The organism is Butyricimonas faecihominis, from assembly GCF_033096445.1.
GTDB classification, from domain to species: Bacteria; Bacteroidota; Bacteroidia; order Bacteroidales; family Marinifilaceae; genus Butyricimonas; species Butyricimonas faecihominis.
Window position 1 is genome coordinate 2305843 of record NZ_AP028155.1, and the last position, 26434, is coordinate 2332276.

Below are 26434 nucleotides of genomic sequence, written 5' to 3' on the forward strand. Positions count from 1 at the left end.
TTAAAATAGTTAAAGTTTATATTGCAACCTTTCTCAAATAAAATTGGAGAAAAACGCCACAAATGTATAAAAAATATAATTACTGTATTTTATTATACACAAAATAACTACATCTTTACTCTCAATAATCTTAGAACGTGATCTTCAAGTTCACGGAAAAAGTACGTCCGAAACCATAGAAAACCTTGGCTGTATCTTTATCATGCCCGGCACCATCCTCCGCATCAGCGATATACTCTTTATCCAAAAGATTATTCACGTTCGCAGAAACCATCACGCCAAACACCTTACTCAACGGGAAACGATAGTTGATATTAGCATCCAACACACCATATGCCGGCATCCTCCAAGGAGATTCAATCACATTCTCGGCATCCAGATTTACCGTGGGGAACGAAAATTTCGCATAATTTCGTGCGAAATGAGAATAATCAACTCCCACGTGCAACCCTCTCAAGAACTGGTAACGTCCTCCAATAGCAAAAGTTGTTTGTGCAGAATTTCCCACTCGAACATCTTTCACTTTTATGAAACTTTGAGCATGTTCTTCCCCTCCCACATCGCCTAACGGTTTACCATTCTTACCCACAGGTCGGCCTGCCGAATTATAAGCATATCCTTTACCATCACCATTCCAATGCCAGTCACCAATCGAAAACACTCCTGTAATATCAAGATTCACGATCGGGTGTAACACGAAATCCACCTCTATTCCCTGATGCAAAGCATCAATTCCCGTCAGGTAAGCAAAAGCATCCCGATCTTCTTTCACGTTCACCCTTGTGGCCTTGTCCATCCACGCCGTCCGGTAGAAATTCACGTTCGCATTTAACCACGAAGAACGGAATCCATACCCCAGCTCTATCGAGAACACTTTCTCGTTCATCGCATCCGAGTTAACAATATTACTCACATCATTTTGCAGAAAAACGCCACCCTGCATGTGAGGGGGACGAGAAAAATACCCGATATTAGCAAATACGTTATGCTTCTCCGTCACGTTATAATTAGCCCCACCCTTTATCGTGAATCCCGTGAAATGCTCTTTATCGGACTTTGCCTCATCTTTGGAATAATAAAAACGGTCCTTTCGCCAATAAGTAGAGTTTGAAACCGATCCGGCAACAAAAGCACTCCAAGCTTCACGGTTATATTCTCCCTGTGCAAAGAACCCTTCCTGCATCACGAACCCATCATAATCCCGGAAAATAATATCTCCTTTTTGCAAATGTTCCTCTTGCCAATCCTTATCATCAGCCTTGTACTTCACATTCTTTCGACTAGGATCAATAAAATACTCCCCCCCGTACAAATCCACCAATTCGTTATAATGTTTACCTTTATAATAACGCAAATCTACTCCCCCGTACACGTCAAAATACTGTCCCAACTTGGTTGTATAGGTAGAAATCAACCCGAACCAGTTATGTTCATTTTTACTCATGGACATCGCCATCACGGATCCCGTCTGGCTACTTTCATTCCATTTATAAACACTATCGTAAGCAAAGGTCTTATCTTCCGCACGATTAACCCCTAAAGTTCCAGCCGTGGTCGTCCCGTACCATGAATTTTTCCATTTTCCCTGGCCGCTATACCCGCCACCACGTCCCAACGACATGTAAAGCACGCTAGATAAACTTGATTTATTATTAATCTCCCAAAGATGATTCAACGAAACCTGAGGCTTGTGATATTTGTTATAAGCAGATACTTTACGCACATTCTTTCCATCCCGGTTAGCGAACCCGTAAGAAGGATTAAACTGGGTATCCCCCAACTCATCCCATGATTTGATTGTCATCTTGTCATTCCGGTTTCTCTGGTTGTGCCATTGCGGTGCACCAAAAGCAGTTAAAGACAATTGATGATTTTCACCCAACCGCTTGGAAATATTCACAAAATAAGAATACCCTACGAAATCCGTTCCTTGTATATAACCATCTCCCCAAGTTCTCGCCCCCAAAATAGACATCGCCCAGCCATTCTTCAGCAATCCGGTGGAAAGATTAAATGCGACCTTATTGTAACCGTCATTTCCCACACCGTATGAAACAGAACCTCCGGCTACCGCATTTGTCGAATTCGTCACGATATTGATCGATCCCCCGACAGAAGGCACGGACACTTTCGACGCTCCCAATCCTCGCTGCACTTGTATAAAGCGAGTAACATCAGCCAAACCCGACCAATTCGACCAATAGATACCTCCCCATTCCATCTCGTTCATAGGTACTCCGTTCACCATCACCGCTATATTCTCCGTCTCGAATCCCCGCAAATTAATCCGTCCGTCTCCAAACGCTCCCCCCTCTTTCGTGGCGTAAACACTCGGCAAAGATTTCAATATCTCCGGGAATTCCTGTGTTGAAAGTTTCTCCTCGATCTCTTTCGCCGTCACTACCGACAAGGCTACCGGGGTCTTCCGGTCCACGGCTAAAGAACCACGCACCACCACATCCGACAAATTAATATACATCGGCAACATCCCCACGGTCCCCAGATCCACCTTTTTATCATCCACAACAACACTTTTTTTCACTTCCGAATAGCCTACACTTCGGAACACCAATACAACCGTTCCCGACTCTTCTACCTCTAATTCAAAATATCCCTCCGCATCCGTAGCACACCCGACACTCGTTCCCTCCACGCTCACGGTAGCCCCGATCAACACCTCTTTTGACTGAGAATCAACGACTCTCCCCTTAATCACCTCTTTTGCCATGACATTCCACGACATACCTAACAGGAACATAATCCCACAAATCACTTTTAACAACATACTACCCATAATATATTACTTTATGAAACACAACAAGACACGACAGGCATCTTTAAGTCTATTTAGTGTCGATCCCGCTGCGAAAGTAGCTATTTGTTTACAACATACCTAATCATTCATTAGAATTTTTTATATATCCCATCATTTTTCATTTATCATCCAGCAATCCCAAGAAGGGTTATCTAAGAAGTCCTATTTGATATTTACCAACTGCCCCTCCAACTTCACCTTACACAAGAGAAAAGCTGATTACCAAGCGTTTTCCAATTCTGCGTAAGGAGGAATTAGGAGAAGCCGTCGTTAAAAGATAGACTTGTTAGACAGCCCCTCTCTTCATATTCTGTCTACGTCTCTCGTAAAAGAGACGCTTCCAGCAAGCCTAGGATTTACTGGTTTGCATCCTGTATTTCTTTCCATTTAGCCTTTTGCACATCACTAACTTTTCCAAAATATCCGGACAAATAATAAACAACATCATCCTTACATGTTCCCAGATTCGGAATTTCTTTTTCACAAACAATCAAAAGTCGATCTACATCATTCATTTTTATAGCCTTAGCTATTAGTTGTGCAGATAGTATCGTCTTTTCATCAGACAATTTCAGCGTCTTTATTTCCTGTCCGATTACATTCAGACGTTTCATATCGATGTCTTTTTCTCTCCCGCTAATGACCTTCATAATATCATCCATATATCCATCACGCAAACGACTGTCAACTTTTTCTTTCCCAATAGTCTGGTAAAACTTGGAAAGGTTTGCTGTCAAGAATTTCGCAATCTCAGAATTATACGGACACAATTCAACATAGCCAAAAACAAACCAATAATCATCAGAAAATCTCTCTTCATCATTGAGTATTTTAAATAGTTCATTCGCGACTTCTTTTGCGATAGGCTCATCAAGCTCAACCAACGTGCGGATATAAGTCGCTAAAAACTTCTTATCCCGTTCCCCGTTGTCATATTTTTTCATCAAACTCCCCAACGCCGTGTTGTCATCCAGTCCTTCTTTCACGAGTGCAACAAAGGACTCCGAATCTGTGCCACCCACGATCTTGTGACGAAGACTTCCATCTGGCTCCACAAGTAAAAAAGTTGGAAATGACCGTATTCCAAATCTTTTCGCCAACATGGGACCTTCCCCTTTCTCCAAATCATACTTCACGCAGACAAAATTAGCATTCATAAAATTCCTCACGTTCTCTTGCTTAAACACGACATTCTCCATATAACGACATGGTTCACACCAACTTGTATTGCAATCGACAAAAAGGAACCGACCTTGCTGATTGGCAATTTCTAAAGCCTCCTCGAAACTTAAATCCTGAAAATTAACGCCATCGATCATAGCTATTTTAAAATCTGCAAAATAATCTTTCACAAACTCTTTATTATCATCCTCGACCAAATTCATGTATTGTTCTTCCAAACGAAGGATTCGTTTCAAATCATCCTTTGAAGCCTTGTTTTTAATAAAACCAAGTGCTTCCATGGCAGACCAGAGTTCCCCGTTTTCGTTAGTATTGATTTTTTCCGCGATAGAAATAATCTTATTTATATCCGACATCAAACAAGCTTGGTTCAATTCTATAGTAGACAATAAAACATCCTTACCATCTATATCGAGATTTTCCAATTCACTTTTTATCTGTTTTAAAGTCTCTCCGTGGGGCTTTGCGTCGGCATTTAAAGACTCACCGATAGTGGAAAAATAATTCTCGAATAAATAATTGTCTATCTTTTCCTTACCTACATTTTTCCGAAAAGTAGAGAGGTTGTTCAAAACCAGTTTAAATCCATCAGAACCGAAACTTTCCTTTTCAAGAATAGGCCAATACTCTTTTTGCATTTTATCCTTTTCCTTCAATATCGACTTTAACTCTTGGGCAACCTTATTGCTTTTTTCTTCCTCATACGCGTCATTCAACGCAATTTGGTACGAGATGAGTTGTTTTTTATTCATTTTCCCTTTCTCGTGCAATCTATCGAGATAGTCAAAAGATGTTTTCACGTTCAAGCCTCTTTCCGCTATTTCAATAAATTTATCAAGATTCACGCCCCCCACAATTCGATGTTGCACACTCCCGTCGGGACGAATGATAAGGAAGGTCGGATAAGCACGAACTCCAAATTTTTGAGCCAACTCTTTGCCTTCCCCATTTTCCATATCAAATTTTACCGAAACAAATTTCGGGTTAAAAAACTCGCCAGCCTCCTCTCGAGGAAAGACATTATCAGCCATATATTTGCAGGGAGCACACCAAGTCGTGTAACAATCCATGAACACAAGCTTGTTTTCAGCCTTAGCTTTAGATAAAGCTTCATCAAAAGTCAGTTGCTCAAAATTGACCCCTCCCTGACATAAAGCAGTAAAACTGAAGGACAAAAAAATAAGAATAAAAATAAGATTTTTCATTGATTCCGTAAATTTATAGTTAAATACTACCGGAATGGTAAAATACCATTCCGGTTATAAAAAGCACACGAATAAAAAAACATTCAATCAGCACGAAGCACTCGCGTTATTTATCTTTATAAATCATCTGCACGATTTCCCCGGCTACACCTCTTTCCTCCCACAGCAATTCTTTCGTCACGCTGTTATAGCAATAAACACATCCCCGGTAATCACCCTCTTTGGCATTGACCGCCACATACAATTTTCCCTCATCCTGATCCAGAAGCATACCCTGAATCACATCCCCGTCATTACCGACCGTGTAATCTGATGGCTCGAAATTCCCTTTCGAAATAAGATTATACCGGAATATATTATTCCCCCCGTCCGTGTAGTACAATATACCTTTCTTTTCGTCCAGCATAAAAACACTCTTATCATTCATTCCGGAAGATGTAGCAGAAACCTCAGGAGCTGTATCATCGTAATTAATATTATATTCAAAAATCTTAAACTCGTCACCATCCTTCATGACAAGCACGACATCGTAAGTATTTCTCAAGAACATCGCAACAAGTGACATTCCTTGGCATTCTAAACAAACATAATCATCAACATAACTATCTTCATCCCATAGCAAAAAGGATTTGCTATTCGTGTCAAAGGCGAACGTAAACATCGGCTCTCCGGCGTAAAGGGGACTTACTATGTTATTAGCCAAATAAGCGTCCGGAAACATGCCCATTATTTCCCCGGTCAAATATTGTTGAAAACCGTTTTCAAAAGTATCCGATCCGCAATCCAATTTTACAATTCGTCCACCTCCGGTAAAATACAACGTGTACATACTACGAAGCGTGAAAAGAGCCTCAACCCGTTCCTCCGGATAGGGTAACACATCCAACAGATCCATCGTATTATGTTCTACTTTCACCACTCTCAACGGATTCTCGGTGGCTATATAAACACACTCCATACGTTCATTATACGCTATTCCTTTCGGCTCTTTCCCCAACTCCACCGACGGGTTATGCAAGCGATATATATCTTTGATAAAGGAGGCATCGTTTGCACCGCGAAAAGACATCATAGAACGCCCGTCATAACGGCTCAACAACATGACTCCTTTCTCGTACGGATAAGGAATTTTCAACGTAAACTCATGGAAAATAGCTCCATCTTCGTTGGATATTTTCAAGCGACACGGGAACTCCCCATACCCCTCGCACGTGTAATTCAAATCTTTCGCAGTTGACACCACCTTATAATTCACTTGCCATTCGTATGACAAAGTTTTGTCCCTATTTTCCTGTTTTGTCTCCGGAGCAGTCAACACGAATTGATTATTATGCTCGCATGTATATGATTCGTTCAGAGATGTCACAAACGATAATGTTGACAATGCATTTGTACCCAATTTCGATTCGTCGTCAATGCAAGAAACACACGTGCATATACTCAGTAACAAATAAATTAATTTTCTCATAATTCACTCATTTATTATAAAGATTACTACTCGTAAGGCCACATGGGATGAAGAGGCAATACCACCCCATCTTCCGGATTCTTCATAAAAAAGTCATACATTTCCTTGCATACCAGAATAAGTTTTGCCTCTTTTGCTGCGACATCAAGTAAAGTCACCTCTCCTCCCCAAATCTCCATCAACTTCAGATACTTTTTCTGGTGGAATCTCCCGATATATTGCTCGAACACGCCCCACCAAGAAGGTCTTCCGAGATAATTAGTGAATTTTATTTCAACTCCCAGATTCTCTTTGATCCCTAAAGCAAAATACTCATTCGCAACCAGAGTAAGGCAGATCTGAAAGGTCGTATCCTTCTCGGAAGTAATATTATCCCGCAGTAACTCCACGGGTATGTAGGTAACAATTGAATCTTTTTTAAACTCTATTTCTTCCGGGATAGTGGCATACAAATCGGAACCTGCCGTTGTCTTTTGCGGATCGACTTTCACTTTTACTTTCATTCCCTCTTTGGCACCCAACCCCAGTATGCTAACCGGAACGTTCACCGTGTATCGGGTTACCGTCGCGGGCTCTGTCCCCAACTTACAGAGCATCGATGTTTTTGGAAAATAAACACGATACGCGTTATCGTAATACCCGTCATCCCCATTTTCATCACATCCCGCTATTAAAATTCCCAGTAAGATAAAAATCTGATATAATATACTCTTTTTCATATCGATCAGTCTTTATTAGTTCCACCAAATTCCAATTCTTTTTTCGGCCAAGGCAATACAAACATTTCAGACGAAGGGGTATATACCTCTCCATAATGATCCCAAGAATCCGGGTGTTTAAACCCTTTATTTTCCCGTTTGTAAGAAAAGAAAGTTTGCCCCTCTCCCCAAAATTCTTTATAACGCTCCGCGAGAACTAACTCCATAAACTCCTCCCGGGAAGTTACCTCTGCCGAAGCATAATCATTCAATCCCCGACTATTCCGGACATCATTAAAATAACGCATAGCCTTCTCTTTATCCTGATAATACGTTGCCTCCGCCAATATGTAATACATCTCCGGCAAGCGGATCAGGCAAACTCCCTGCAGGGTGTGCGTGTCCTCCTCTGTCCCCAATAAACGAACAAAGAAGTAATCTGAAGATATCTCTCCCACTTTTGCAAAGAATGCTTTATAGCGAGCATCCTCACTCGTGGCAGAAGACCTCGATATATCGTAAACATCATCTATATCATCCCGAAGCACAACTACACTCCCCCCTATATTCTCGAAATTCATATTTTTATAAGAATCTGCTATCATTCTTGTGTACAGCCCCCAAATCATCTCACTACTAGCTCGTTCCTTAGGTTCATCCCCGCGGGGGAAACGCTTCATCTCTTTATTTCCATACGCTCCTCTCGGGACCAAATACAAATCCGGAGCATCGATTACTTTCCCTGCATAGAATGCGGCACTATCCAAATCCCCCTTATAATGAAACACCCGCGCTTTTAGTGCCCAAACAGCATATTTATTACAATGCGTTCCGCGAGCCACTCGATAATCAGAACCGGCATTCGATGGGTTCATCTCGTTATCATTTACCAGACACGCCTCAGCCTTTGTCAGGTCTCCCAAAATGTTGTCATAACTCTCTTTTAACGAAAAAACCTCCTTGTTCTTCAAATCAAAATGATAAGCATATGGAATACCCCCGGCATCCGGATGCAGAAGAATATTCTCGGCAAACAAACGCAATAGATCAAAATGCAACATGGCACGCACCCCATATGCCTCTCCTTTAATCAACGCGTAATCCGGATCTTCCGCCAAATTAACCGTCTCAATATTCTCCAACACGTTGTTAGCGTATGAAATACATTGATATGCCTCTCCCCAAATACTACCGATTAGCCCCTCCAAATTCGGATCATCATATTTATACTGATTAGCAGCTTTCACGTTCACAAGTTTTTCACTCTGCATATATTTATCATAGGACAATTGTGCCAACCAATCCACGAACCCCCAACTCAGAGCTTCCCCGTATAAACTCGTTTTAGCCATGGTCGCATAAATCCCGTACATCGCGTCACGATATCCCTGCACGTCTTCAAACTGCTTTTCTTGCTCCAAAGTACCTTTAGGATTTACATCCAGATAACTGTCACACCCGGCAAGAGTCCAGAAACATAAAGCCCAAACCAGCATACTATATTTATTTCTTATTCTTTTCATATCTTCTTCATTTGTTATTAAAATGCCGCACTAAGAGAGAACTCGAAAGTTCTGGCAAACGGATAGGTCAACCCTCTTTCCTGCTTAACCGTGGATATCCGGAATAAATCATTTGTCATAAATTGAACCCGTAAACGACTTAAGTATATTTTCTTACAAAAATCAGATGTAAAATCATAAGACAGGCTCAAACTTCTCATGTTCAAATAATACTCGTCACGAATAAAACGGCTAGTAACTTCCGGCATCGAGGAATCGGCAATATCTTTATATTTCGCCTGATCTCCTGCCTCTTTCCATCGGCTAGAAAACACTCGTTTATCCGCATTCTTCAGAGGGTCAGATCCTTCCACCCGTGAAACCAACGTCTGGTTGTAAATCGTACCGCCAAAGGAGTAATCAAACATCATGTTTAACGAGAAACCCTTAAAAGTCAGATACGAACCAAAAACACCGGACATATCCGGGTTGGCATCTCCATACACCCGCTTATCCCAATAATTATACGTGAAAGTAGGATTCCCGTCTATATCGATATAAATCTCTTGTCCCGTGGCCGGGTCAATTCCCCCTGATTTTACCGCTTTCACCGCGCTGATAGATTGCCCCTCTTCATACACCGGGGGCGGTAATAACGTCTTCTCGGCATTCAATTTCTCGTTCATGGCCTTCAGAGCATTACTAATCTTCTTGATCTTATTTTCATTGTGTTGTATCGTTAATGACATTGCCCAATTCCAGTTCTGATTGTTGATAGCCGTCACCCGGGTTTGAAATTCAATCCCGTTATTCTGCAATTTACCGATGTTCTCTTTAGCCGAAGACGTTCCTACAGACGGGGCTTTTGTCACGTCCAACAACAAATCATCCGTCACCTTCCGGTACCAATCGAGTGTCATATCCCATCGGTTGGAAAATAACACGACATCCAATCCCGCATTATAGGTCAACGTACGCTCCCACTTCAAATCCGGATTACCGATAGCCATAGGAACCGCACCGATCCCTTTGCCGTAATTCAAATCGGCATCGTATTTATAAGTTGTCATCGCCTGATAAGGAGAAAAAGAGGCATTCCCGGTATATCCCACGCTAGCGCGTAATTTCAATACATCCGTGGCGGAAGTAGGCATAAACTTTTCCTTGTGAATATTCCATCCGCCACCGACACTCCAAAAAGGTGCATAACGTTGGTCTGAACCGAATTTAGAGCTTCCCTCGTAACGAATAGCGACATCCAAGAAATAACGATTGTCATAAATCATGTTCCCGTTCACGAAAAATCCCATCGAGCGTTCTATATCCTGACTTCCCGTAGGTCTTCCGTTTTCCGGGTATCTCGACGTGAAAGCCGGGTGAGCCAATTTATCAGAAAAGATTCCTACTCCCGAATAACTGTTTGAATTTCCGTCGCTGGATGAAATCGTTCCACCGCCAAGTACATTCAACAAAGTACTTTCACCAAACATTTTGTTGTAAGTTAACATCAAACGACCTTCATATGTCATCCTTTTCGTGTTGCTGACGGTGATACTTCCTTTTTCCTCAGTTACTACATCGTTGAATGTGTTGGATTGAGGAGAAACAAACACTTCTGTATCATCTTTCGACTTGTTCAGAGAAAACTGTCCCTCCATGCGCAATCCCTTCAACACTTCCACGCGCAAATTCAAAATCGTGTTCAGATAAAACTGCTCGCCCTTGTCATAACTTCCCAACGATGCCTCGTACAGGGGATTGTATATATAATGTGTCAACAATTTATTCCATGACCCATCCTCATTATATACTGGATCATAAGGATTCAAATCTACATACTTGGAGAAAGAACCATATGGAGAATTCTCGTTATTCACGACATTAATGGTTGTTGTACTATTGATAAAAAAACGATCTTGCTTATTGTATGACAACTTAAAACTCATCGAATAACGATCGCGCTTCGATTCCTTCATCACCCCCTCTTCTCTACCATAGCGCACAGACAAACTATACCGAATAAAATCATCTCCCCCGGAAATATTCACGTTATGATTTTGCGTGAAAGAATTGCGCAACGGTTTCGACATCCAGTCCGTGTCAACTCCAGCCCTCACCCGCTTGTAGATTTCATTATACTCCACGTCTTTCTCGTACCCGTCATCACCCATCCCATCATACAAATGCGCCCTTCTCTCGTATTCCAACTTTTCCTCGGCATTTAATAAGTCGTAATCACTAAGATCCGGGAACGAAGCCCCGAAAGTTCCGTCATACGAGACTCTCATTTTACCACCTTTCAACGGCTTCGTCGTGATAACAATAACCCCTTTGGAAGCCTTAGCTCCATATAGAGCCGAAGCGGATGCATCTTTCAACACAGTCACGTTCTCCACATCATTCACATCCATATCAAAAACATAATCCAAACTAACCTCTGCCCCGTCGACAATAAACGTCGGCACGTTAGACGCCCCCTCGAAACTACTCCGTCCCCGGATCAAAATCTCCGGTTTCGTGTTCGGGTCTGAACCCATATCGTTATTCGTCACGATCTGCATACCTGGGACAAAAGCGGCCAAACTTTTCAACAAACTTCTCGTCCCGGCAGTCAGCAACTGTTTTCTATCAACCGAAGTCGCCGCTCCCGTGTAACTATTTTTCGCCTTACTACCGAATCCGGTTATCACCACCTCATCCAGCTCCCCCACGTCTTCTTTCATCACGACAACAAGATTTTTGGTTTCTTTTGTTTTTATAATTTTCTCTTGCGTCACCATTCCCACGAAAGAAAATACCAACACAACACTATCCCTTTTCTGAAATTCAAAAATAAACTTCCCATCCTTATCTGTTGCCACTCCGACGGTTGTCCCCTTTAAGGATACCGTAACCCCAATCAAAGGTATACCCCTCCCATCCTTAACCACACCGGACACCCGCCATGCAACCGGACGTTCATCATTCACCTTCGGAGAGATCACAATCACGTTATCCACGATATGATAAACCAATGACGTTCCCTTCAGAACGCTCTCTAATATTTCCCGTACTGTCGCATTCTTCACGGAAACCGACACGTTCACCCCACTCACCTCATCATCATTGTAAAAGAATTCATAACCGGATTTCTCTCCCAGTTCATTTAAAACTTTCACCAAACTTTCCGATTTTTTCTCCATGGATAACTTGACATTCTGTGCCATGCTTTTAGCGGACACCGAATAAACTAAAAACGACAACAGGAAAAGACAGAGTTTCATAACCATACTAATTTTTTCTAAGGCATGCTGTCCTCCTGCCCTTACATTTGGGTTTTTTTTCATAATTTTGTAAGGTTAAATTGTTTGTACTAAAATCAATTTTTCAATGTCACAGGAAGTGGTACGAACACTTCCTGTTTTTTATCGTATTATTATTGTATTCTCTTTTATTTCAAATTTAACATCCGTGGTCATCTCGATCATCTTCAACACCTGACATATATCCGCATATTTCGGTAATGACCCCGTGAATCGTTTTTGTTTCATCGAAGGATTCGAGAAGAAGAATTCCACGTTGTACCAACGGGATAACTTCCGAATCACCCCTTCCATATCCTCGCTGGCAAAAGTAAATCGATCCAGTCGCCACAAGGTATATAACTTGGTATTTACTTCCCGGACGGTCATCTCTTTCCCCTGCAATAGCGCTTGTTTCCCGGGTGTTAACACAACCTTTTCTCCATTCACCTTATCGTTCACTTCAACCCGCCCCTCGACTAACGTCGCATGACAACTTCCCTCATCCTCATATATCGACACGTTAAAAGAAGTCCCTAACACCTTCACGTCCATATCCCGAGTCTCCACGATAAACGGGGCCGCCTCGTTCCGTGCCACTTGAAAATACGCCTCCCCGGTCAACTGCACCCGCCGCTCGTTACCGACAAAGTGAGCGGGATATTTCAACTCGGACGCACTATTTAACCAGATTTCAGTGCCATCATCCAGCACGATTTTGTACTCCCCTCCCTTCGGAATTCGTAACGTGTGCCATTCCGGCATACTCGAAAGTGCAGATAAAGAATACTTCAAACTACCGTCCTCGCCAATATTCAAGGTCTCCATCCCCGTTATATTTAAACAGGTATCTTTCAATCCCTGTAACACCACGTGTTTCCCCGTCCCTGTTATCAGCACGGCCCGTGTTCCACCCTGTTCTATCCGGGCAACAGCGACTTGTTTCGTTTCCGGTTGAGACGAACCGGCCATTTGCCAATAAATCAGTCCTCCCACGAAAGCCACCACCACGGCAGCCACCGCTCCCCACACTTTCAACAAAGAACGTCCCTTCCGAACCGGTTTTTCCATCACCTCCTTCAACTGTTCCCACCGCCGGGACGTGTCAAACGATGCGTACTCCACGATCTCCCGTTGCAAAACATCCTTATCCCACAACTCTTCCAATAACCTCTGATGCCGCTCGTTTTCATCCAACCACACCCGAAGACGGCTCATTTCCTCTTCCGAAATATCCTCCCGTAAATAAGCCAGGATCAACTCATGTATGTCTTTTGTAACTTTCATATACCTGAATTTTACACCTTAAACACACTCGATCGACAAATAGGTGACAAGAGTATGAAAAAAATATCATCACGTACACGTAATACCACATAACCTCTAATGATTCCCTGTAACAATAAATGCATGAAGACACCTTCTTACTTGCGAGAAAATTCGTTATCGTATGCCAAAACAGAAGTTCTGTTCGAGTTATTTTTATTTATTGTTTGTTAAAATGGCGGCTATCATCGGGCTATAATGGGGCGAGTATGCGGCGACAGCGCCTAACTGTCGCCCAACAGTCTAGTAACAGCCTAGTAATTCCCATAATTAAGATAAGATCATCCCCGGCAAAAGAGGAATCATTACGAAAAGACCTTCATTACAAACCAGGAAAAAACATCCCTGCATAAACGAACAAATCACCTAATCTACCCCGTAAATAAGACTTTGCCCGTTGTTTCTGTGTTTTGATAGTATTCAACGATATATCCAATTCTTCGGCAATCTTCTTATCCTCCTGTCCATCCACGTAAGAACGTTTAAAAATTTCCTTGCACTTATCAGGTAGCTCGTCAATTGCCCCAAAAAGTTCCGCCACCACTTCTGCCCGGATCTGTTGACAAAGAAAATAGTCTTCGTCCAACTCTTCCCGTTTCAGATTTCGATAATTCCGGTCCCGAATCTCCAAATCCCGGAGATAATTCAGACACCGATGCTGCACACTATTATACAGAAAAGTTTTTACTGTTTTCAAATTAGGGAAGCCACCCCGATCCATTCTCCAGAAAGCGAGAAAAACATCCTGCACGATGTCTTCCGCCTCCAAACTATCCCGCACTATACGAGTCGCGAAAAAGCATAGCGCCTTATGATACATCTCGAACAATCGCTGAAAAGCCTCCCGCTCCCCCCGTTCCAGACATTTCACAAATTCCGGTGACTGAATATCAATATTATACATCAAATCCCTATGCTTAATTTGCTTATCGCACGTTCCTATCAAAACTTCCGATAAATAGAAGCGTTTACAAAAATAAGTATTATTTTATCAAATCAAAATAAATACTTCAAATATCAAAAAGAGCCGTCTTCCATTCGGCAGACAGCTCTCTTCTCTTTACTTATTCTCAATAGATAACCTTATCTTAAATAACTTGGCTTACTTTTCTTTTTACATTTACCTTCACTTCGGGAAGACTAACCGGTCCGAAGATCGTGTCTTGACTTGCTACTTTCTGCACCGGAGCAACCGCGGTAGTGTTTTCTACATTCTCTTGATCGGCATAAGCACATACGATTTTTTCAGCTTTAGCTTGGTTTAAACTACGTCCACCGATAAACACTGTAATTACAGCCACGAATACTATTATAATATACTTCATCATTTTATTTTATATTTAAAAATTAGACAACTATTTTTAATCACTCTCTTTATTTCGTTGTTGTTATCTTTCAACAATACAAAAGTACGACACTTCCCCCTACCGGGAAAGTTATCCAAGTTATACTTTAGTTGTCATAAGGTTAAATATATGTTAGGCTTAAAAAAGATAATCCTCTCTTTTATAATAATTAACCAAAGCGGCTTTCCCCGTCTATCCAAGGAGTTAAAGGGTATTTCATGCTCACAACAGAGCGTTAACGAAATCATAATTCACCCCCTAAAACCTCAATTTTTTAAGGGAAACGATTTATCGGGGAATCTTGATTTTATGCTGATATTTATAAAAACAGGCATAAAAAAGAATGTAACGAAGGTCATTTCAGTCCCATTCGCTACATTCCGTAATGATTCTATCGGGTTATCCCGCGTAAATAGTCTTTATCGAACTTCCGATCCCGGTTTCACCTCTTTATCCGGTGAAACAAAGGAAAGCGTTCCGTCGGCATTCTCGGCCATCAGGATCATTCCTTGTGACACGATACCCTTTAACGGTTTCGGTTCCAAGTTAACCAACACGCTGACTTGACGCCCGATCACCTCCTCCGGCGTGTAATGCTCGGCAATACCCGAAACAATCGTACGTTCGTCAATTCCCGTGTCCACGGTTAATTTCATCAACTTCTTAGTCTTAGCCACTTTCTCGGCAGCGATGATCTTACCTACCCGAATATCTATCTTCATGAAATCCTCGTACTGGATATTCTCCTTGGCAGGGGCGGCCTTCACGGATGCCATCTCGTTTGCCTTCTTGGTAGCCAACAATTTATCAATTTGAGCCTGTATCGTCGCATCCTCGATCTTCTCGAACAACAATCCGGCCTCTCCCAATTCATGCCCGGCAGGAATCACGCCATCACCCATTTTAGCCCAATCAATCACGTCAATATTCATGAACTCACGTAATTTCTGAGAAGAGAATGGCATGAACGGTTCCATCAACGTGGAAAGGTTGGCAGAAATCTGTAAACAGATATTCAGAATCGTCTTCACCCGTCCCTCGTCCGTCTTGATCACTTTCCAAGGTTCGGTATCTGCCAAGTATTTATTACCCAAACGAGCCAGATTCATCGCCTCTTTCAACGCGTCGCGAAAATGGAAGGTCTCCAGACTCTTCTCAACACGTTCCACGATTTGCGGAATTTCAGCCAAGACTTCTTTATCGTAATCCGTCAACTCGCCCCGTTCCGGTACCCGGTTGGCAAAATACTTTTGTGTCAACACCAACGTACGGTTAATGAAGTTCCCGTAGATAGCCACCAATTCGCTGTTATTCCGAGTTTGGAAATCTTTCCAAGTAAAGTCATTATCTTTCGTCTCGGGAGCGTTTGCCGTCAACACGTAGCGTAACACGTCCTGTTTACCGGGGAACTCCACGAGATACTCGTGCAACCATACCGCCCAGTTCCGGGATGTGGAAATTTTATCTCCTTCCAAATTCAAGAACTCGTTGGCCGGCACATTATCCGGTAATATATAAGAACCATCGGCTTTCAACATTGCCGGGAAAATAATACAATGGAAAACAATGTTATCCTTCCCGATAAAATGAATCATCCGGGTTTCCGGGTCTTTCCAGTATTTTTCCCATTCCGGAGTCAGGTCTTTCGTGGCAGAGATATACCCGATCGGGGCATCAAACCACACGTAAAGCACTTTTCCCTCGGCTCCCTCGATTGGAACGGGTACTCCCCAATCCAAGTCACGGGTCACCGCACGAGGTTGCAAACCGTTGTCCAACCAAGATTTACATTGCCCGTAAACATTCGGTTTCCACTCTTTATGCTCTTCCAGAATCCACTCTTTCAACCAACCTTCATACTGATCCAAAGGCAGATACCAGTGTTTTGTTTCTTTCAGTTCCGGTTTGTTTCCCGTGATCGCAGACACCGGGTCAATCAAATCGGTAGCGTTCAAGCTAGTTCCACAAGCCTCACACTGATCCCCGTATGCCCGTTCGTTACCGCAATGAGGACATTTCCCCACGATATAACGGTCTGCCAAAAATTGCCCTGCCTTCTCGTCGTAGAACTGCATCGAGGTCTTTTCGATAAATTTTCCCTCGTCATACAGCTTCTTGAAAAAAGCGGAAGATAACTCGTGATGCGTCTTCGAACTTGTCCGGGAATATATATCAAACGAAATACCCAATTCCTCGAAAGAATCCTTGATGATCTTGTGATAACGATCGACAATATCCTGCGGGGTCACACCCTCTTTTTGAGCCTTGATCGTGATCGGCACCCCGTGTTCGTCCGATCCACCGATAAATGCCACATCCTCACCTTTCTTCCTCAGATACCTCACGTAAATATCGGCAGGCACGTATACCCCCGCCAAGTGTCCGATATGCACGGGTCCATTCGCGTAGGGCAAAGCCGTGGTAATCAAATTTCTCTTGAACTTACTCATATATCCAGTTTATAAACTTTTGAACTCTAGTGGCGCAAAGTTAGAAAAATATTAGTTACCTTCGTACTATAATAACAAAACTTCAACTTTTATGTTACGACCTATATACCTGCAGCCGGGAGATAAGGTGGCTTTAATTTCACCCTCTGGCGTTGCAACAAAAGAACAGCTGGATGCGGCCTGTTCACTCCTGACCTCTTGGGAGTTGGAGCCAGTACCCGGACAACACGTTCTTTCCCGACACGGGAGATTGGCAGGCACGGATGAAGAACGATTACATGATTTACAAACAGCCCTTGACGCCGAGGACATCCGGGCCATCTGGTGCATGGCGGGAGATTACGGGATGTTACGTATCGTACAAGAGGCGGATTATTCCATATTTCAAGGAAACCCCAAATGGGTGATCGGGATGAACGACATCACGGTGTTACACGCCAAACTCCATTCCCTCGGAATCGAGAGTTTACACGCCTTCATGCCTTCCGATTACAATACAACTTCCCCGGAAGTGGTCACGCAATTACGGAATTTCCTTTTCGGGATCATTTCCTCGTACGCCATCCCTGCACACCCGTTCAACCGACCGGGAATCGTGGAAACCGAAATGATCGGTGGAATGTTGCAATGGGTGCATAACCTGCATGACACTTGCATCGAACGGAACACGAGAGGGACGATCCTTTTCATCGAGGACCCGTCTGACGATCTGTACGAAATTGACCGGAACGTGAAATGTATGAAATACGCCGGGAAATTCCAACATCTGGCCGGATTGGTAGTCGGGGAATTCGGAAAAGAATCGACCCCGGAATTTAAAGCAGAAGTGTATAAACTGATTCATGACGCCGTGGAAGATTACACGTATCCCGTGTGTTTCGGTCTTCCGGCCGGACACGTGCGCGACAATTTTCCCCTGATCTTGGGAGCAAACGTGGAATTAGTCGTTCACCCGAAAGGAGCGGAACTACATTTCCCCTGATCACGTACAAGCCATGCACAAAATTTTATTGGTAACTCTATTTTTAATTTACATTGCAATGAATAATATTGTTTATCCGGCAAAGCTGGACACCCTATACCGGGCGATTGACCATCGCCAGTCACAACACGATTTGCCCTTGATCGGCATTTCTGCCAATTTCGAAAACGGGAACTCGTGTATCGAACACTCATACGTGATTTCAATCCTTCAGGCGGGCGCAATACCCGTGCTACTTCCCGTGCATAACGACATCGAAACGCTCCGGAAGACCATCGAAACACTCGACGGATTGATGCTTACCGGAGGTGGGGATATTAATCCGCTGTACGGGAACGAGGAGCCTCTCCCCCCGCTTGGAAGTATTGATGCCGCCAGAGATCAATTCGATTTCACGTTGGTAAAACTGGCCGCCGACCGACAAATCCCCATCTTCGGAATCTGCCGCGGGCACCAGATCATCAACATGGCTTTCGGGGGGACAAACTATCAGGACATCTATTCCCAGCATGAACAGCAATTATTGAAACACAGCCAGTCCATCAGCCGGGAATTCGGTTCCCACACGGTAAACGTTGTCAACAACACCGTACTCCACTCCGTTCTCGGAACTGACTCCTTGATCGTGAATTCATACCACCATCAAGCAGTCAAAGACGTGGCTCCCGGATTCCGGGTAAGTGCCACCTCTCCCGACGGGATCGTGGAGGCCATGGAAGGGATGCCCGGGCACCGCGTATTCAGCGTGCAATGGCACCCGGAGAAAATGGCCGTTCGCCCGGATGAGCAAATGATGAAGTTATTTCATTATTTTGTGGACGAGGCAACCTTGTTTAAGAAAGCCAAAGAGATTCATCGAAACAGTCTTATCGTGGATTCCCATTGTGACACCCCGATGAAATTCACCGAAGGATTCAATTTCGGGGAACGTCACGAGGATGTCAAAGTCGATCTCCCCAAAATGCAGGAAGGACGAGAAGATGCCGTTTTCATGGTAGCCTATCTTCATCAAGATGCCCGGGATGATGAATCCCTGCAAGCTGCCACGCAAAAAGCCGTGGATATCTTTTACCAGATTTCCGAACAGGTAAAACTCAACGAAAGCCAAGTAGGTATTGCCTATAACGTGGATGATTTGATCTACTTGAAAAATGCCGGGAAGAAAGCCATCTTCCTTGCCATCGAGAACGGGTATGCCATCGGCAAAGACCTCAACAATCTTTCCATGTTCAAAGACATGGGAATCACGTACATTACCTTATGCCACAACGGCAGCAATGATATATGCGATTCCGCCAAGGGTGAGCCGGAACATGACGGATTGAGCCCGTTCGGTCGGGAAGTAGTGAAAGAGATGAACCGTCTCGGTATCATCATCGACATCTCGCATACCAGCGCGAAAACGGTGCAGGATGTTCTGGAACTCAGCACGGCACCCATCATCGCATCCCACTCTTCCGCACGAGCTTTATGCGATCACCCAAGAAACCTCACGGATGATCAGATCAGGGCGATCGCGGCCAAAGGTGGAGTGGTGCAGGTATGCCTCTATAACTGGTTCCTAAGCAAACAACCCAACCCGACGATTCTGGACGCCGTGGCACATATCAATCATATCGTGCGACTTGTCGGCATTGACCACGTGGGTATCGGCACAGACTTTGACGGTGACGACACGGAAAAACTAACCGGTTGCCGGGCTGCCAATGAAGTGATTAACCTCACGGTTGAACTTCTCCGACAAGGGTACACCGCCGAAGAACTGCATAAATTATGGGGAGATAATTTATTGAGAGTATTGAATACCGTTCAAAATTAAAATACAAGCTTGCAATTTTCAGCTCATGCTAAATTTCACATTTTAAACCATGACGATCGAAACGTTACACCAGAAATTTATACACAAACTACCCGGTGAAACAGCACAAGAACGGATGTCTCCCCAGCCGAAATACGTGGAAGGGAAAGAGGGAATCCATCAAGGTCATCCCATTAGCAGTGCCGTTATGATGCTCCTTGTTCCCTACCAAGGAGACTTGGCGATACCTTTCATCAAAAGAACAAATGCAGGGAAATATCATGGGGGACAAATGGCCTTACCCGGTGGTAAAAGTGAACCGGGAGACGGGAATAGCCTGAACACGGCATTACGGGAATGTGAAGAAGAGATTGGGGTACCCCCCAAGGAGGTCACGGTTATCGGAAAATTAAGTGACGTGTATATTCCATTAAGTAACTTTAATATAACGCCCTTTGTTGGAACTATCCCGGAAATGCCTAATTTTGTACTCTCGAAAAATGAAGTAGAAAAAGTGATCATCATTCCGTTAAAAGACTTACTGGACGACAAGAATAAAACAAGTCAGGTATTGTACCGGCAGGAACAAAAAATCATAGCCCCGGGTTACAAGATCGGAGAAAATTTCATCTGGGGAGCCACGGCCATGATGATCGCAGAACTGGAAGCCATGGTAAAAAACGAACAATAACGACTGAACGCAAGATGAAGAACAAATTTTGTATATACATTCTCTTCCTGTTACTCGGCTGCATGGCTTGTAATTTTTCCACCACACAGGAAAAATACAAAACACTTGGCAGCGAAACATGGGAACGAGACAGCAATTACAAATTCGAATTCAACATCACGCAACCCGGCAGTTATCATGTCAGCACCTGCATCCGTCACTCTACTGACTACAAACAAAGAAATATCAGTTGCTACTTGATCATCCGACATCAAGGAGTAGAAGTGGATAAAGAGAATTCAGACATTATCATTGTCGACAATAACGGCAGGTGGGTCGGCCAAGGACTCACGGGACTAAAAACAGTCGTACAACCGATTGACCGGATTTTCCATTTTGACTCCACGGGTATTTATACCATGGAAATCAAACACCGGATGAAAGATAAACAACTGAAAGGGATTAAAAACATAGGAATTAAAATAAAATCCACAACTTATTATGGCGAAGAATAAATTGGCGAAATTTGCCGAAATGGAAACCTTGGAAAACGTGTTCCAACCCACCCATGAAGAAGTATTCCGCACGGATTACAAGTTAAAAGGAAAATGGGGAAAACAGGTTTTCGGCAATGATCACCCGATCGTTTTAGAAGTGGGATGCGGTAAAGGGGAGTACTCCGTGGGATTAGGCGAACTCTATCCCGAAAAGAACTTTATCGGGCTTGACATCAAAGGAGCCCGAATGTGGACAGGGGCGAAAGCCGCGAAAGAAAAAGGAATGAAAAACGTTGTTTTCCTGCGTACTCACGCAGAAGAACTGGAATCTATTTTCGCACCCGGAGAAGTTTCCGAAATTTGGATTACCTTTCCCGACCCTCAAATGGCAAAAGCCCGCAAACGCCTCACGGGAACCCGTTTTCTCTCCCTGTACCGAAAGTTTTTGAAGGAAGACGGCCTCATCCATTTGAAAACAGATAGCCCTTTCCTCTATCAATACACGGCAGAACTGGTCAAGGTGAACCACCTCCCCGTGAACGTCAACACGGATGATCTTTACGGGGTTGGACTGGATGATAAGATTTTAGGTATCAAGACTTTTTATGAACGACAGTGGCTGTCACGAGGTAAAACCATTAAATATATCCAATTTTCATTGGCCGGATCGTCCCAACTCATGGAACCTGAAATCGACATTGAAAAGGATGATTATCACAGTGAAACACAATTCATGACGAGACAATTGAAAGTTGAAAATTGAAAATGAAAAAATGAAAGAACCTGTAACCTGTAACCTGCCAATTTGTAACTCGCCGAAGGCGAATTCTCCCCGGGTATTAATGGCGATGAGCGGTGGAATTGATAGCACGGTGGCAGCCATGTTGTTACAAGACCAAGGGTACGAGCTGGTAGGAGTTACTTATCGGGTATACGATCAAATCTCCCAAGCCTGCATGGAGAAAGAAAAGGGGTGTTGCAGCGTGAACGCCATTTTCGAGGCTAAACACATGGCCCAGCAAATGGGATTTGAACATCATATTCTCGATATTCGGAAAGATTTTAATGATCTGGTGATTCGGAATTTCATCGATGAATACTTGCAAGGGCACACGCCCAATCCTTGCGTACTCTGTAATTCCACGATCAAGTGGGGAAAATTGATTGCCATGGCCGACGAGCTAGACTGTGATTATATTGCCACGGGACACTATGCCCGCATCGGTCAACAGGACGGACGTTATTTTCTGCGCAAAGGTGTGGACGAGACCAAAGACCAAACTTATTTTCTCTGGACGTTAACCCAAGAAAATCTTGCTCGCACGATCTTTCCACTGGGGGAATTAACAAAACCTGAAGTACGACAAATTGCCTTGGAGAAAGGATACGAGAAACTCTCCAAGAAAAGCGAGAGTCAGGAAATCTGTTTCATCCCGGATAATGATTACCGTACCTTCCTCGCAGAGAACGTGGAAAACTTTACAGAGAAATACGGTCCCGGATTGTTTGTTGACACTTCCGGCAAACGCTTGGGAGAACACCGGGGATTCCCCAACTACACGATCGGACAACGCAAGGGACTCGGCATCGCCCTAGGACATCCCATGTTCGTGGTCGACATCCGACCGGAAAGCAATGAAGTCGTGCTGGGAACCCGGGAAGAACTACAAGGAAAAACGTTCCGGGCAAAGGATATTAACCTAATGAAGTACGCCTCCCTACCCGATGGCTTCGAAGTAAACGCCAAAATTCGTTATCGCAACCGGGGAGCGCAAGCCTCCGTCTATCACGAAAACGACTTCCTTCGAGTAGAATTTCACGAAGGAATGGATTCGATCACCCCGGGGCAAAGTGCGGTTCTATATGAAGAGATCGACGTCGTGGGGGGAGGAATCATTATCTGAATACAAAAATTTAAGCTGGAAAAAGAAAATCGAACTCTCTTCTTCCAGCCTAATGTATTATAATCCCTCAACCTAATCGCGGGTACAAAATCCCTTACCCATACTCGCGAAGTGAAAGTGGGATTATTTTATTCCGGTACCCAAGAACTTCATAGAAAAAGAATCAAACACGTCCATGATTTCCGGCTGACGAGCTAAAGACTCCGTCACCCCTTCCAAAGCGTATAAACGGGAATATTTCAATATTTTCTCGGACATCGATTTTATCTCTGTTGTCCCTAGAAACTTCTCGGCAGCCCAGACAATATTATCATACGCTTCCGGTTGGCGGGCAATAGCGGAAAAGCAAGCTGACAGACATTTTCCCCGAGCCGTTCCCCGTTCCACTTCCGCCTCTTTATCCAATGGAGTGATAGCAGTAATCGTGTCATACTGAGCCAATTTTGCCGTAGCTTGTATCAACTCTTTTGCCATTTCCGGCTGACGGGCAATACTTTCATATAATGAAAGGGTGGAATACATTTGATTCGCCTTGTAATCAGACGTGAATGTATCACCATTATATATAGTAACATCATCCCCCTCATCCGAACAAGCGACAAAAAATAGTAGGCAGGCAGCCATTAACGTGGTAACAATTCGTCTCATTTGTAATTTAAATTTATCAGTTTAACTTGTTATCTATAATCTTCGTCAATACCTCCCGCAACGTTCCTCCCATGGCACGCACCATCTTCGGCACGAAACTATTGGAAGTCATTCCCGGCGTAGTGTTCACCTCCAACATAAAAATCTCGTCCTCCCGCACGATATAATCCACCCGAATGATCCCTTCACATCTTAATATATCGTAAATCATCGAAGACAATGTCTTGATCCGGTTAGTCAGTTCGGGCGAGATGCGAGCCGGGATAATTTCATCCGACTTCGTAGGATCATATTTTGCCTCGAAATCAAAAAACTCGTTCTTCGGAACCACCTCGGCAATCGGCATGGTAATATCCATATCCCCGGCCTTCACGACCCCGCAAGTCAGTTCCGTCCCGTCGATAAATGTCTCGATCAACACTTCCCGGCAGAGAGCAAAAGCCTTTTTCAAGGCATCTTCCAACTGGGCAGCCTCCTTTACTTTCGTCACCCCGAAACTGGAACCTTCGGCATTCGGTTTCACGAAGCAAGGTAACCCCACCTCGTTGATAATCTCGTTCACGTCGTATGCCATTCCCCGAATCAACATCACGGAATCAGCCACGTTTACCCCGTAACTCTTCAAATAAGTATTACACGTGTGTTTATCGAAAGTCAAGGCAGAGGCCAACACGTTACAGCACCCGTAAGGTACACCCATCATATCCAAATACCCCTGCAACAACCCGTTCTCCCCCGGGACTCCATGTATCGTGATATAGGCAAAATCAAACAAGATCTTCTCCCCGTTCCGGGTAAACGAGAAATCATTCTTATCCACGGGGTATTTTTCCTCCCCGATCTCCACGTGCCAATCCCGTTCTTTCAGAACAACAAGATATTTATTGTACCTAGTTTCATCAACCTCATCATATATATTCTTCCCAGATTTCATGGAAACCTCATATTCTGAGGAATTTCCACCAGCGATAATGGCAATATTTTTCATTTTGAATTCATCTTTTATAACACAACAAAAATACAAAAAAGAGAATAGGAGATGACAAAAAGTTTATATTTTTGCAAGCCTCAATAACACAAGGATATGACAAAGATAAACGACCTGACACAAGGCAGCATCAGCAAGGGAATTTGGAGTATGGCAATTCCCCTTATCACGGCCTCTTTCGTTCAAATGGCATACAGCATGACCGACATGATCTGGCTGGGACATCTAGGTAGCGAAAGCGTGGCCGCAGTCGGTGTCGCCGGATTCTTCACGTGGTTAGGTAACGCTTTATCATTCATTAGTAAAGTCGGGGCAGAGGTCACGATCTCCCAATCCTTGGGGGCTCGGGCAAGCAAAAGGACCCGGGCATACGCCAACCAATCGGCCATGTTGTCATCCATCATTGCCTTGGGTTACGCTTGTTTTATTTATATCGCGGCTCCCATGCTGGTCGGGTTGTTTCACTTGGAAGAGAATATCTCGGAACTGTCCATCATGTACATGCGCCTGATCACACCCGGACTGTTCTTCACGTTCAATAACAACACGTATAGCGGGCTATATAATGGGCAAGGAAACAGTAAAACCCCGTTGAAGATTGTCGCCACCGGATTAATATTCAACATCATTCTTGATCCGCTATTAATATACGGGTACAGTTTTGTTCCCGCAATGGGAACGGCAGGGGCAGCCATTGCCACGACCTTCTCCCAGTTAGTCGTGTTTTCCATCTTCATTTATAACCTTTATTTCCGTAATTCATCCATCGGAAAACTCTACTTTGTCACCCGGCTAAGAGCCCGGTTCGTGAAACGCGTCGTCTCGCTCGGTTTACCCGTAAGCATGCAAAGTGCTTTATTCGCCATGTTCTCCTTGACTCTGGCCACCGTGGCGGCCCAATGGGGACATATCGGGGTTGCCGTGCAAAGCGTGGGCGCCCAGATAGAGGCGATCACGTGGATGACCGCCGCCGGTTTTTCCACCGCGTTGGCAGCTTTTACTGGACAAAACTTCGGAGCCCGCAACTTGGACCGCATACGCTTGGGATACCATTACACGTTGAAACTCGCCGGGGGAATCGCCTTGATCGCTTGTCTCGCCTTTCTGTTTTTCAGCAAAGAAATATTCAGCGTGTTTATCAACGAACCGCAGACACTTGTTGCAGGAAGTGCATACCTGAAAATTCTCGCTATTTCCCAAATATTCTCAGCCATCGAACAGGTCACCGCCGGGGCTTTCAACGGTTGCGGACGTACCACCCCGCCCGCCATCGTGGGAATCATCCTCACGGGAGCCAGAATCCCGTTGGCCTATTACTTGGTTTCCTTCCCCACGCTCGGCCTAAACGGCATCTGGTGGAGCATCTCGATCTCCAGCGTGATGAAGGGCATCGTGCTGGCTATCTGGTATCAATCATTTCAAAAACGCCTACTAAGTGGACGCTACAAACCCACTGGAATCCTAGGAAAAATGCACGCCGTGGCAAGTCGTCTTTGGCAGCAATTTAATTGAAAATTGAAAGTATAAACCGGAATTCAATAAGAATCTCGTTCTTTTCGTGTCAAAACGACATGAAATTATTACAGAAAAAATTCTGTAATTTTTCGGCATAAAGATTGTTGATGTAAAAAATAAGGCTTACATTTGACGGCGTTAAAAAGCAACAAATAGCCA

General features: G+C 43.9%; 19 protein-coding genes. 7 read left to right on the forward strand and 12 right to left on the reverse strand.

From position 1 onward, the window contains the following. Positions 1–130 precede the first annotated feature (130 nt). The 10 genes from R8806_RS09605 to metG all read right to left on the reverse strand — a co-directional run bounded on the left by R8806_RS09605 (position 131) and on the right by metG (position 17273). Positions 131–2794, reverse strand: coding sequence for a TonB-dependent receptor (locus R8806_RS09605; protein ID WP_124316634.1), 2664 nt, complete (start codon positions 2792–2794; stop codon positions 131–133). Positions 2795–3171: 377 nt separating this feature from the next. Continuing rightward, positions 3172–5202: a thioredoxin family protein gene (locus tag R8806_RS09610; protein WP_124316633.1), complete on the reverse strand. Its 2031-nt coding sequence runs from the start codon at positions 5200–5202 to the stop codon at positions 3172–3174. 106 nt (positions 5203–5308) lie between these two features. Further along, positions 5309–6670, reverse strand: a complete 1362-nt coding sequence (locus R8806_RS09615) for a hypothetical protein (RefSeq protein ID WP_124316632.1) — start codon at positions 6668–6670, stop codon at positions 5309–5311. Positions 6671–6696: 26 nt separating this feature from the next. Next, entirely contained in the window at positions 6697–7389 is a 693-nt protein-coding gene (locus tag R8806_RS09620) for a DUF4843 domain-containing protein (RefSeq protein ID WP_124316631.1), read from the reverse strand. 5 nt (positions 7390–7394) lie between these two features. Continuing rightward, a complete protein-coding gene (locus R8806_RS09625; protein WP_317715816.1) occupies positions 7395–8891 on the reverse strand; it encodes a RagB/SusD family nutrient uptake outer membrane protein in 1497 nt (498 codons plus the stop codon). A 17-nt stretch (positions 8892–8908) separates the two neighbouring features. Continuing rightward, a complete protein-coding gene (locus R8806_RS09630; RefSeq protein WP_124316629.1) occupies positions 8909–12133 on the reverse strand; it encodes a SusC/RagA family TonB-linked outer membrane protein in 3225 nt (1074 codons plus the stop codon). 141 nt (positions 12134–12274) lie between these two features. After that, positions 12275–13438, reverse strand: a complete 1164-nt coding sequence (locus R8806_RS09635) for a FecR family protein (RefSeq protein WP_124316628.1) — start codon at positions 13436–13438, stop codon at positions 12275–12277. 361 nt (positions 13439–13799) lie between these two features. Next, complete coding sequence (locus R8806_RS09640; RefSeq protein ID WP_167513902.1) at positions 13800–14381, reverse strand: RNA polymerase sigma-70 factor; 582 nt, start codon at positions 14379–14381, stop codon at positions 13800–13802. Between the two features lie 184 nt (positions 14382–14565). Next, positions 14566–14805: a hypothetical protein gene (locus tag R8806_RS09645; RefSeq protein ID WP_087420982.1), complete on the reverse strand. Its 240-nt coding sequence runs from the start codon at positions 14803–14805 to the stop codon at positions 14566–14568. A gap of 437 nt (positions 14806–15242) precedes the next feature. Beyond that, positions 15243–17273: a methionine--tRNA ligase gene (metG, locus tag R8806_RS09650; RefSeq protein WP_124316736.1), complete on the reverse strand. Its 2031-nt coding sequence runs from the start codon at positions 17271–17273 to the stop codon at positions 15243–15245. Between the two features lie 91 nt (positions 17274–17364). Between metG and R8806_RS09655 the strand changes: the two genes are divergently transcribed. Genes R8806_RS09655 through mnmA form a run of 6 tightly spaced genes read left to right on the forward strand, consistent with a single transcriptional unit; the run spans position 17365 to position 23124 of the window. Further along, positions 17365–18255 carry a S66 peptidase family protein gene (locus R8806_RS09655; RefSeq protein WP_124316735.1) on the forward strand — a complete coding sequence of 297 codons (891 nt, stop codon included), beginning with the start codon at positions 17365–17367 and terminating at the stop codon, positions 18253–18255. Positions 18256–18313: 58 nt separating this feature from the next. Beyond that, on the forward strand, positions 18314–20074 hold the full coding sequence (locus R8806_RS09660; protein ID WP_124316734.1) for a gamma-glutamyl-gamma-aminobutyrate hydrolase family protein: 1761 nt from the start codon (positions 18314–18316) through the stop codon (positions 20072–20074). A 49-nt stretch (positions 20075–20123) separates the two neighbouring features. Further along, a complete protein-coding gene (locus R8806_RS09665; RefSeq protein ID WP_124316733.1) occupies positions 20124–20744 on the forward strand; it encodes an NUDIX hydrolase in 621 nt (206 codons plus the stop codon). 14 nt (positions 20745–20758) lie between these two features. Then, positions 20759–21238 carry a gliding motility lipoprotein GldH gene (locus R8806_RS09670; RefSeq protein WP_124316732.1) on the forward strand — a complete coding sequence of 160 codons (480 nt, stop codon included), beginning with the start codon at positions 20759–20761 and terminating at the stop codon, positions 21236–21238. Then, positions 21225–21983 (forward strand): tRNA (guanosine(46)-N7)-methyltransferase TrmB, encoded by a 759-nt coding sequence (gene trmB / locus R8806_RS09675; protein ID WP_124316731.1) that lies wholly within the window; start codon positions 21225–21227, stop codon positions 21981–21983. Before R8806_RS09670 ends, trmB begins: the two co-directional genes overlap by 14 nt. Before the next feature lie 10 nt (positions 21984–21993). After that, a complete protein-coding gene (gene mnmA / locus R8806_RS09680; protein ID WP_229782909.1) occupies positions 21994–23124 on the forward strand; it encodes a tRNA 2-thiouridine(34) synthase MnmA in 1131 nt (376 codons plus the stop codon). A 123-nt stretch (positions 23125–23247) separates the two neighbouring features. Here the strand turns inward: mnmA and R8806_RS09685 are convergent, their stop codons facing one another. Both R8806_RS09685 and R8806_RS09690 read right to left on the reverse strand, forming a co-directional pair. Continuing rightward, on the reverse strand, positions 23248–23772 hold the full coding sequence (locus R8806_RS09685; RefSeq protein ID WP_124316730.1) for a hypothetical protein: 525 nt from the start codon (positions 23770–23772) through the stop codon (positions 23248–23250). 16 nt (positions 23773–23788) lie between these two features. Further along, the gene (locus tag R8806_RS09690; protein WP_124316729.1) at positions 23789–24760 is read right to left on the reverse strand and encodes a D-alanine--D-alanine ligase; all 972 of its coding nucleotides are present in this window, start codon (positions 24758–24760) and stop codon (positions 23789–23791) included. Positions 24761–24856: 96 nt separating this feature from the next. On the opposite strand from R8806_RS09690, the gene R8806_RS09695 reads away from it, so the two are divergent. After that, positions 24857–26272 carry an MATE family efflux transporter gene (locus R8806_RS09695; protein WP_124316728.1) on the forward strand — a complete coding sequence of 472 codons (1416 nt, stop codon included), beginning with the start codon at positions 24857–24859 and terminating at the stop codon, positions 26270–26272. The last annotated feature ends 162 nt before the right edge of the window (positions 26273–26434 follow it).

Bases quoted from the DNA above. Each gene is read 5' to 3' on its own strand.
- R8806_RS09605 (WP_124316634.1), bottom strand. From the start codon at position 2,794: ATGGGTAGTATGTTGTTAAAAGTGATTTGTGGGATTATGTTCCTGTTA.
- R8806_RS09610 (WP_124316633.1), bottom strand. From the start codon at position 5,202: ATGAAAAATCTTATTTTTATTCTTATTTTTTTGTCCTTCAGTTTTACT.
- R8806_RS09615 (WP_124316632.1), bottom strand. From the start codon at position 6,670: ATGAGAAAATTAATTTATTTGTTACTGAGTATATGCACGTGTGTTTCT.
- R8806_RS09620 (WP_124316631.1), bottom strand. From the start codon at position 7,389: ATGAAAAAGAGTATATTATATCAGATTTTTATCTTACTGGGAATTTTA.
- R8806_RS09625 (WP_317715816.1), bottom strand. From the start codon at position 8,891: ATGAAAAGAATAAGAAATAAATATAGTATGCTGGTTTGGGCTTTATGT.
- R8806_RS09630 (WP_124316629.1), bottom strand. From the start codon at position 12,133: ATGAAACTCTGTCTTTTCCTGTTGTCGTTTTTAGTTTATTCGGTGTCC.
- R8806_RS09635 (WP_124316628.1), bottom strand. From the start codon at position 13,438: ATGAAAGTTACAAAAGACATACATGAGTTGATCCTGGCTTATTTACGG.
- R8806_RS09640 (WP_167513902.1), bottom strand. From the start codon at position 14,381: ATGTATAATATTGATATTCAGTCACCGGAATTTGTGAAATGTCTGGAA.
- R8806_RS09645 (WP_087420982.1), bottom strand. From the start codon at position 14,805: ATGATGAAGTATATTATAATAGTATTCGTGGCTGTAATTACAGTGTTT.
- metG (WP_124316736.1), bottom strand. From the start codon at position 17,273: ATGAGTAAGTTCAAGAGAAATTTGATTACCACGGCTTTGCCCTACGCG.
- R8806_RS09655 (WP_124316735.1), top strand. From the start codon at position 17,365: ATGTTACGACCTATATACCTGCAGCCGGGAGATAAGGTGGCTTTAATT.
- R8806_RS09660 (WP_124316734.1), top strand. From the start codon at position 18,314: ATGAATAATATTGTTTATCCGGCAAAGCTGGACACCCTATACCGGGCG.
- R8806_RS09665 (WP_124316733.1), top strand. From the start codon at position 20,124: ATGACGATCGAAACGTTACACCAGAAATTTATACACAAACTACCCGGT.
- R8806_RS09670 (WP_124316732.1), top strand. From the start codon at position 20,759: ATGAAGAACAAATTTTGTATATACATTCTCTTCCTGTTACTCGGCTGC.
- trmB (WP_124316731.1), top strand. From the start codon at position 21,225: ATGGCGAAGAATAAATTGGCGAAATTTGCCGAAATGGAAACCTTGGAA.
- mnmA (WP_229782909.1), top strand. From the start codon at position 21,994: ATGAAAGAACCTGTAACCTGTAACCTGCCAATTTGTAACTCGCCGAAG.
- R8806_RS09685 (WP_124316730.1), bottom strand. From the start codon at position 23,772: ATGAGACGAATTGTTACCACGTTAATGGCTGCCTGCCTACTATTTTTT.
- R8806_RS09690 (WP_124316729.1), bottom strand. From the start codon at position 24,760: ATGAAAAATATTGCCATTATCGCTGGTGGAAATTCCTCAGAATATGAG.
- R8806_RS09695 (WP_124316728.1), top strand. From the start codon at position 24,857: ATGACAAAGATAAACGACCTGACACAAGGCAGCATCAGCAAGGGAATT.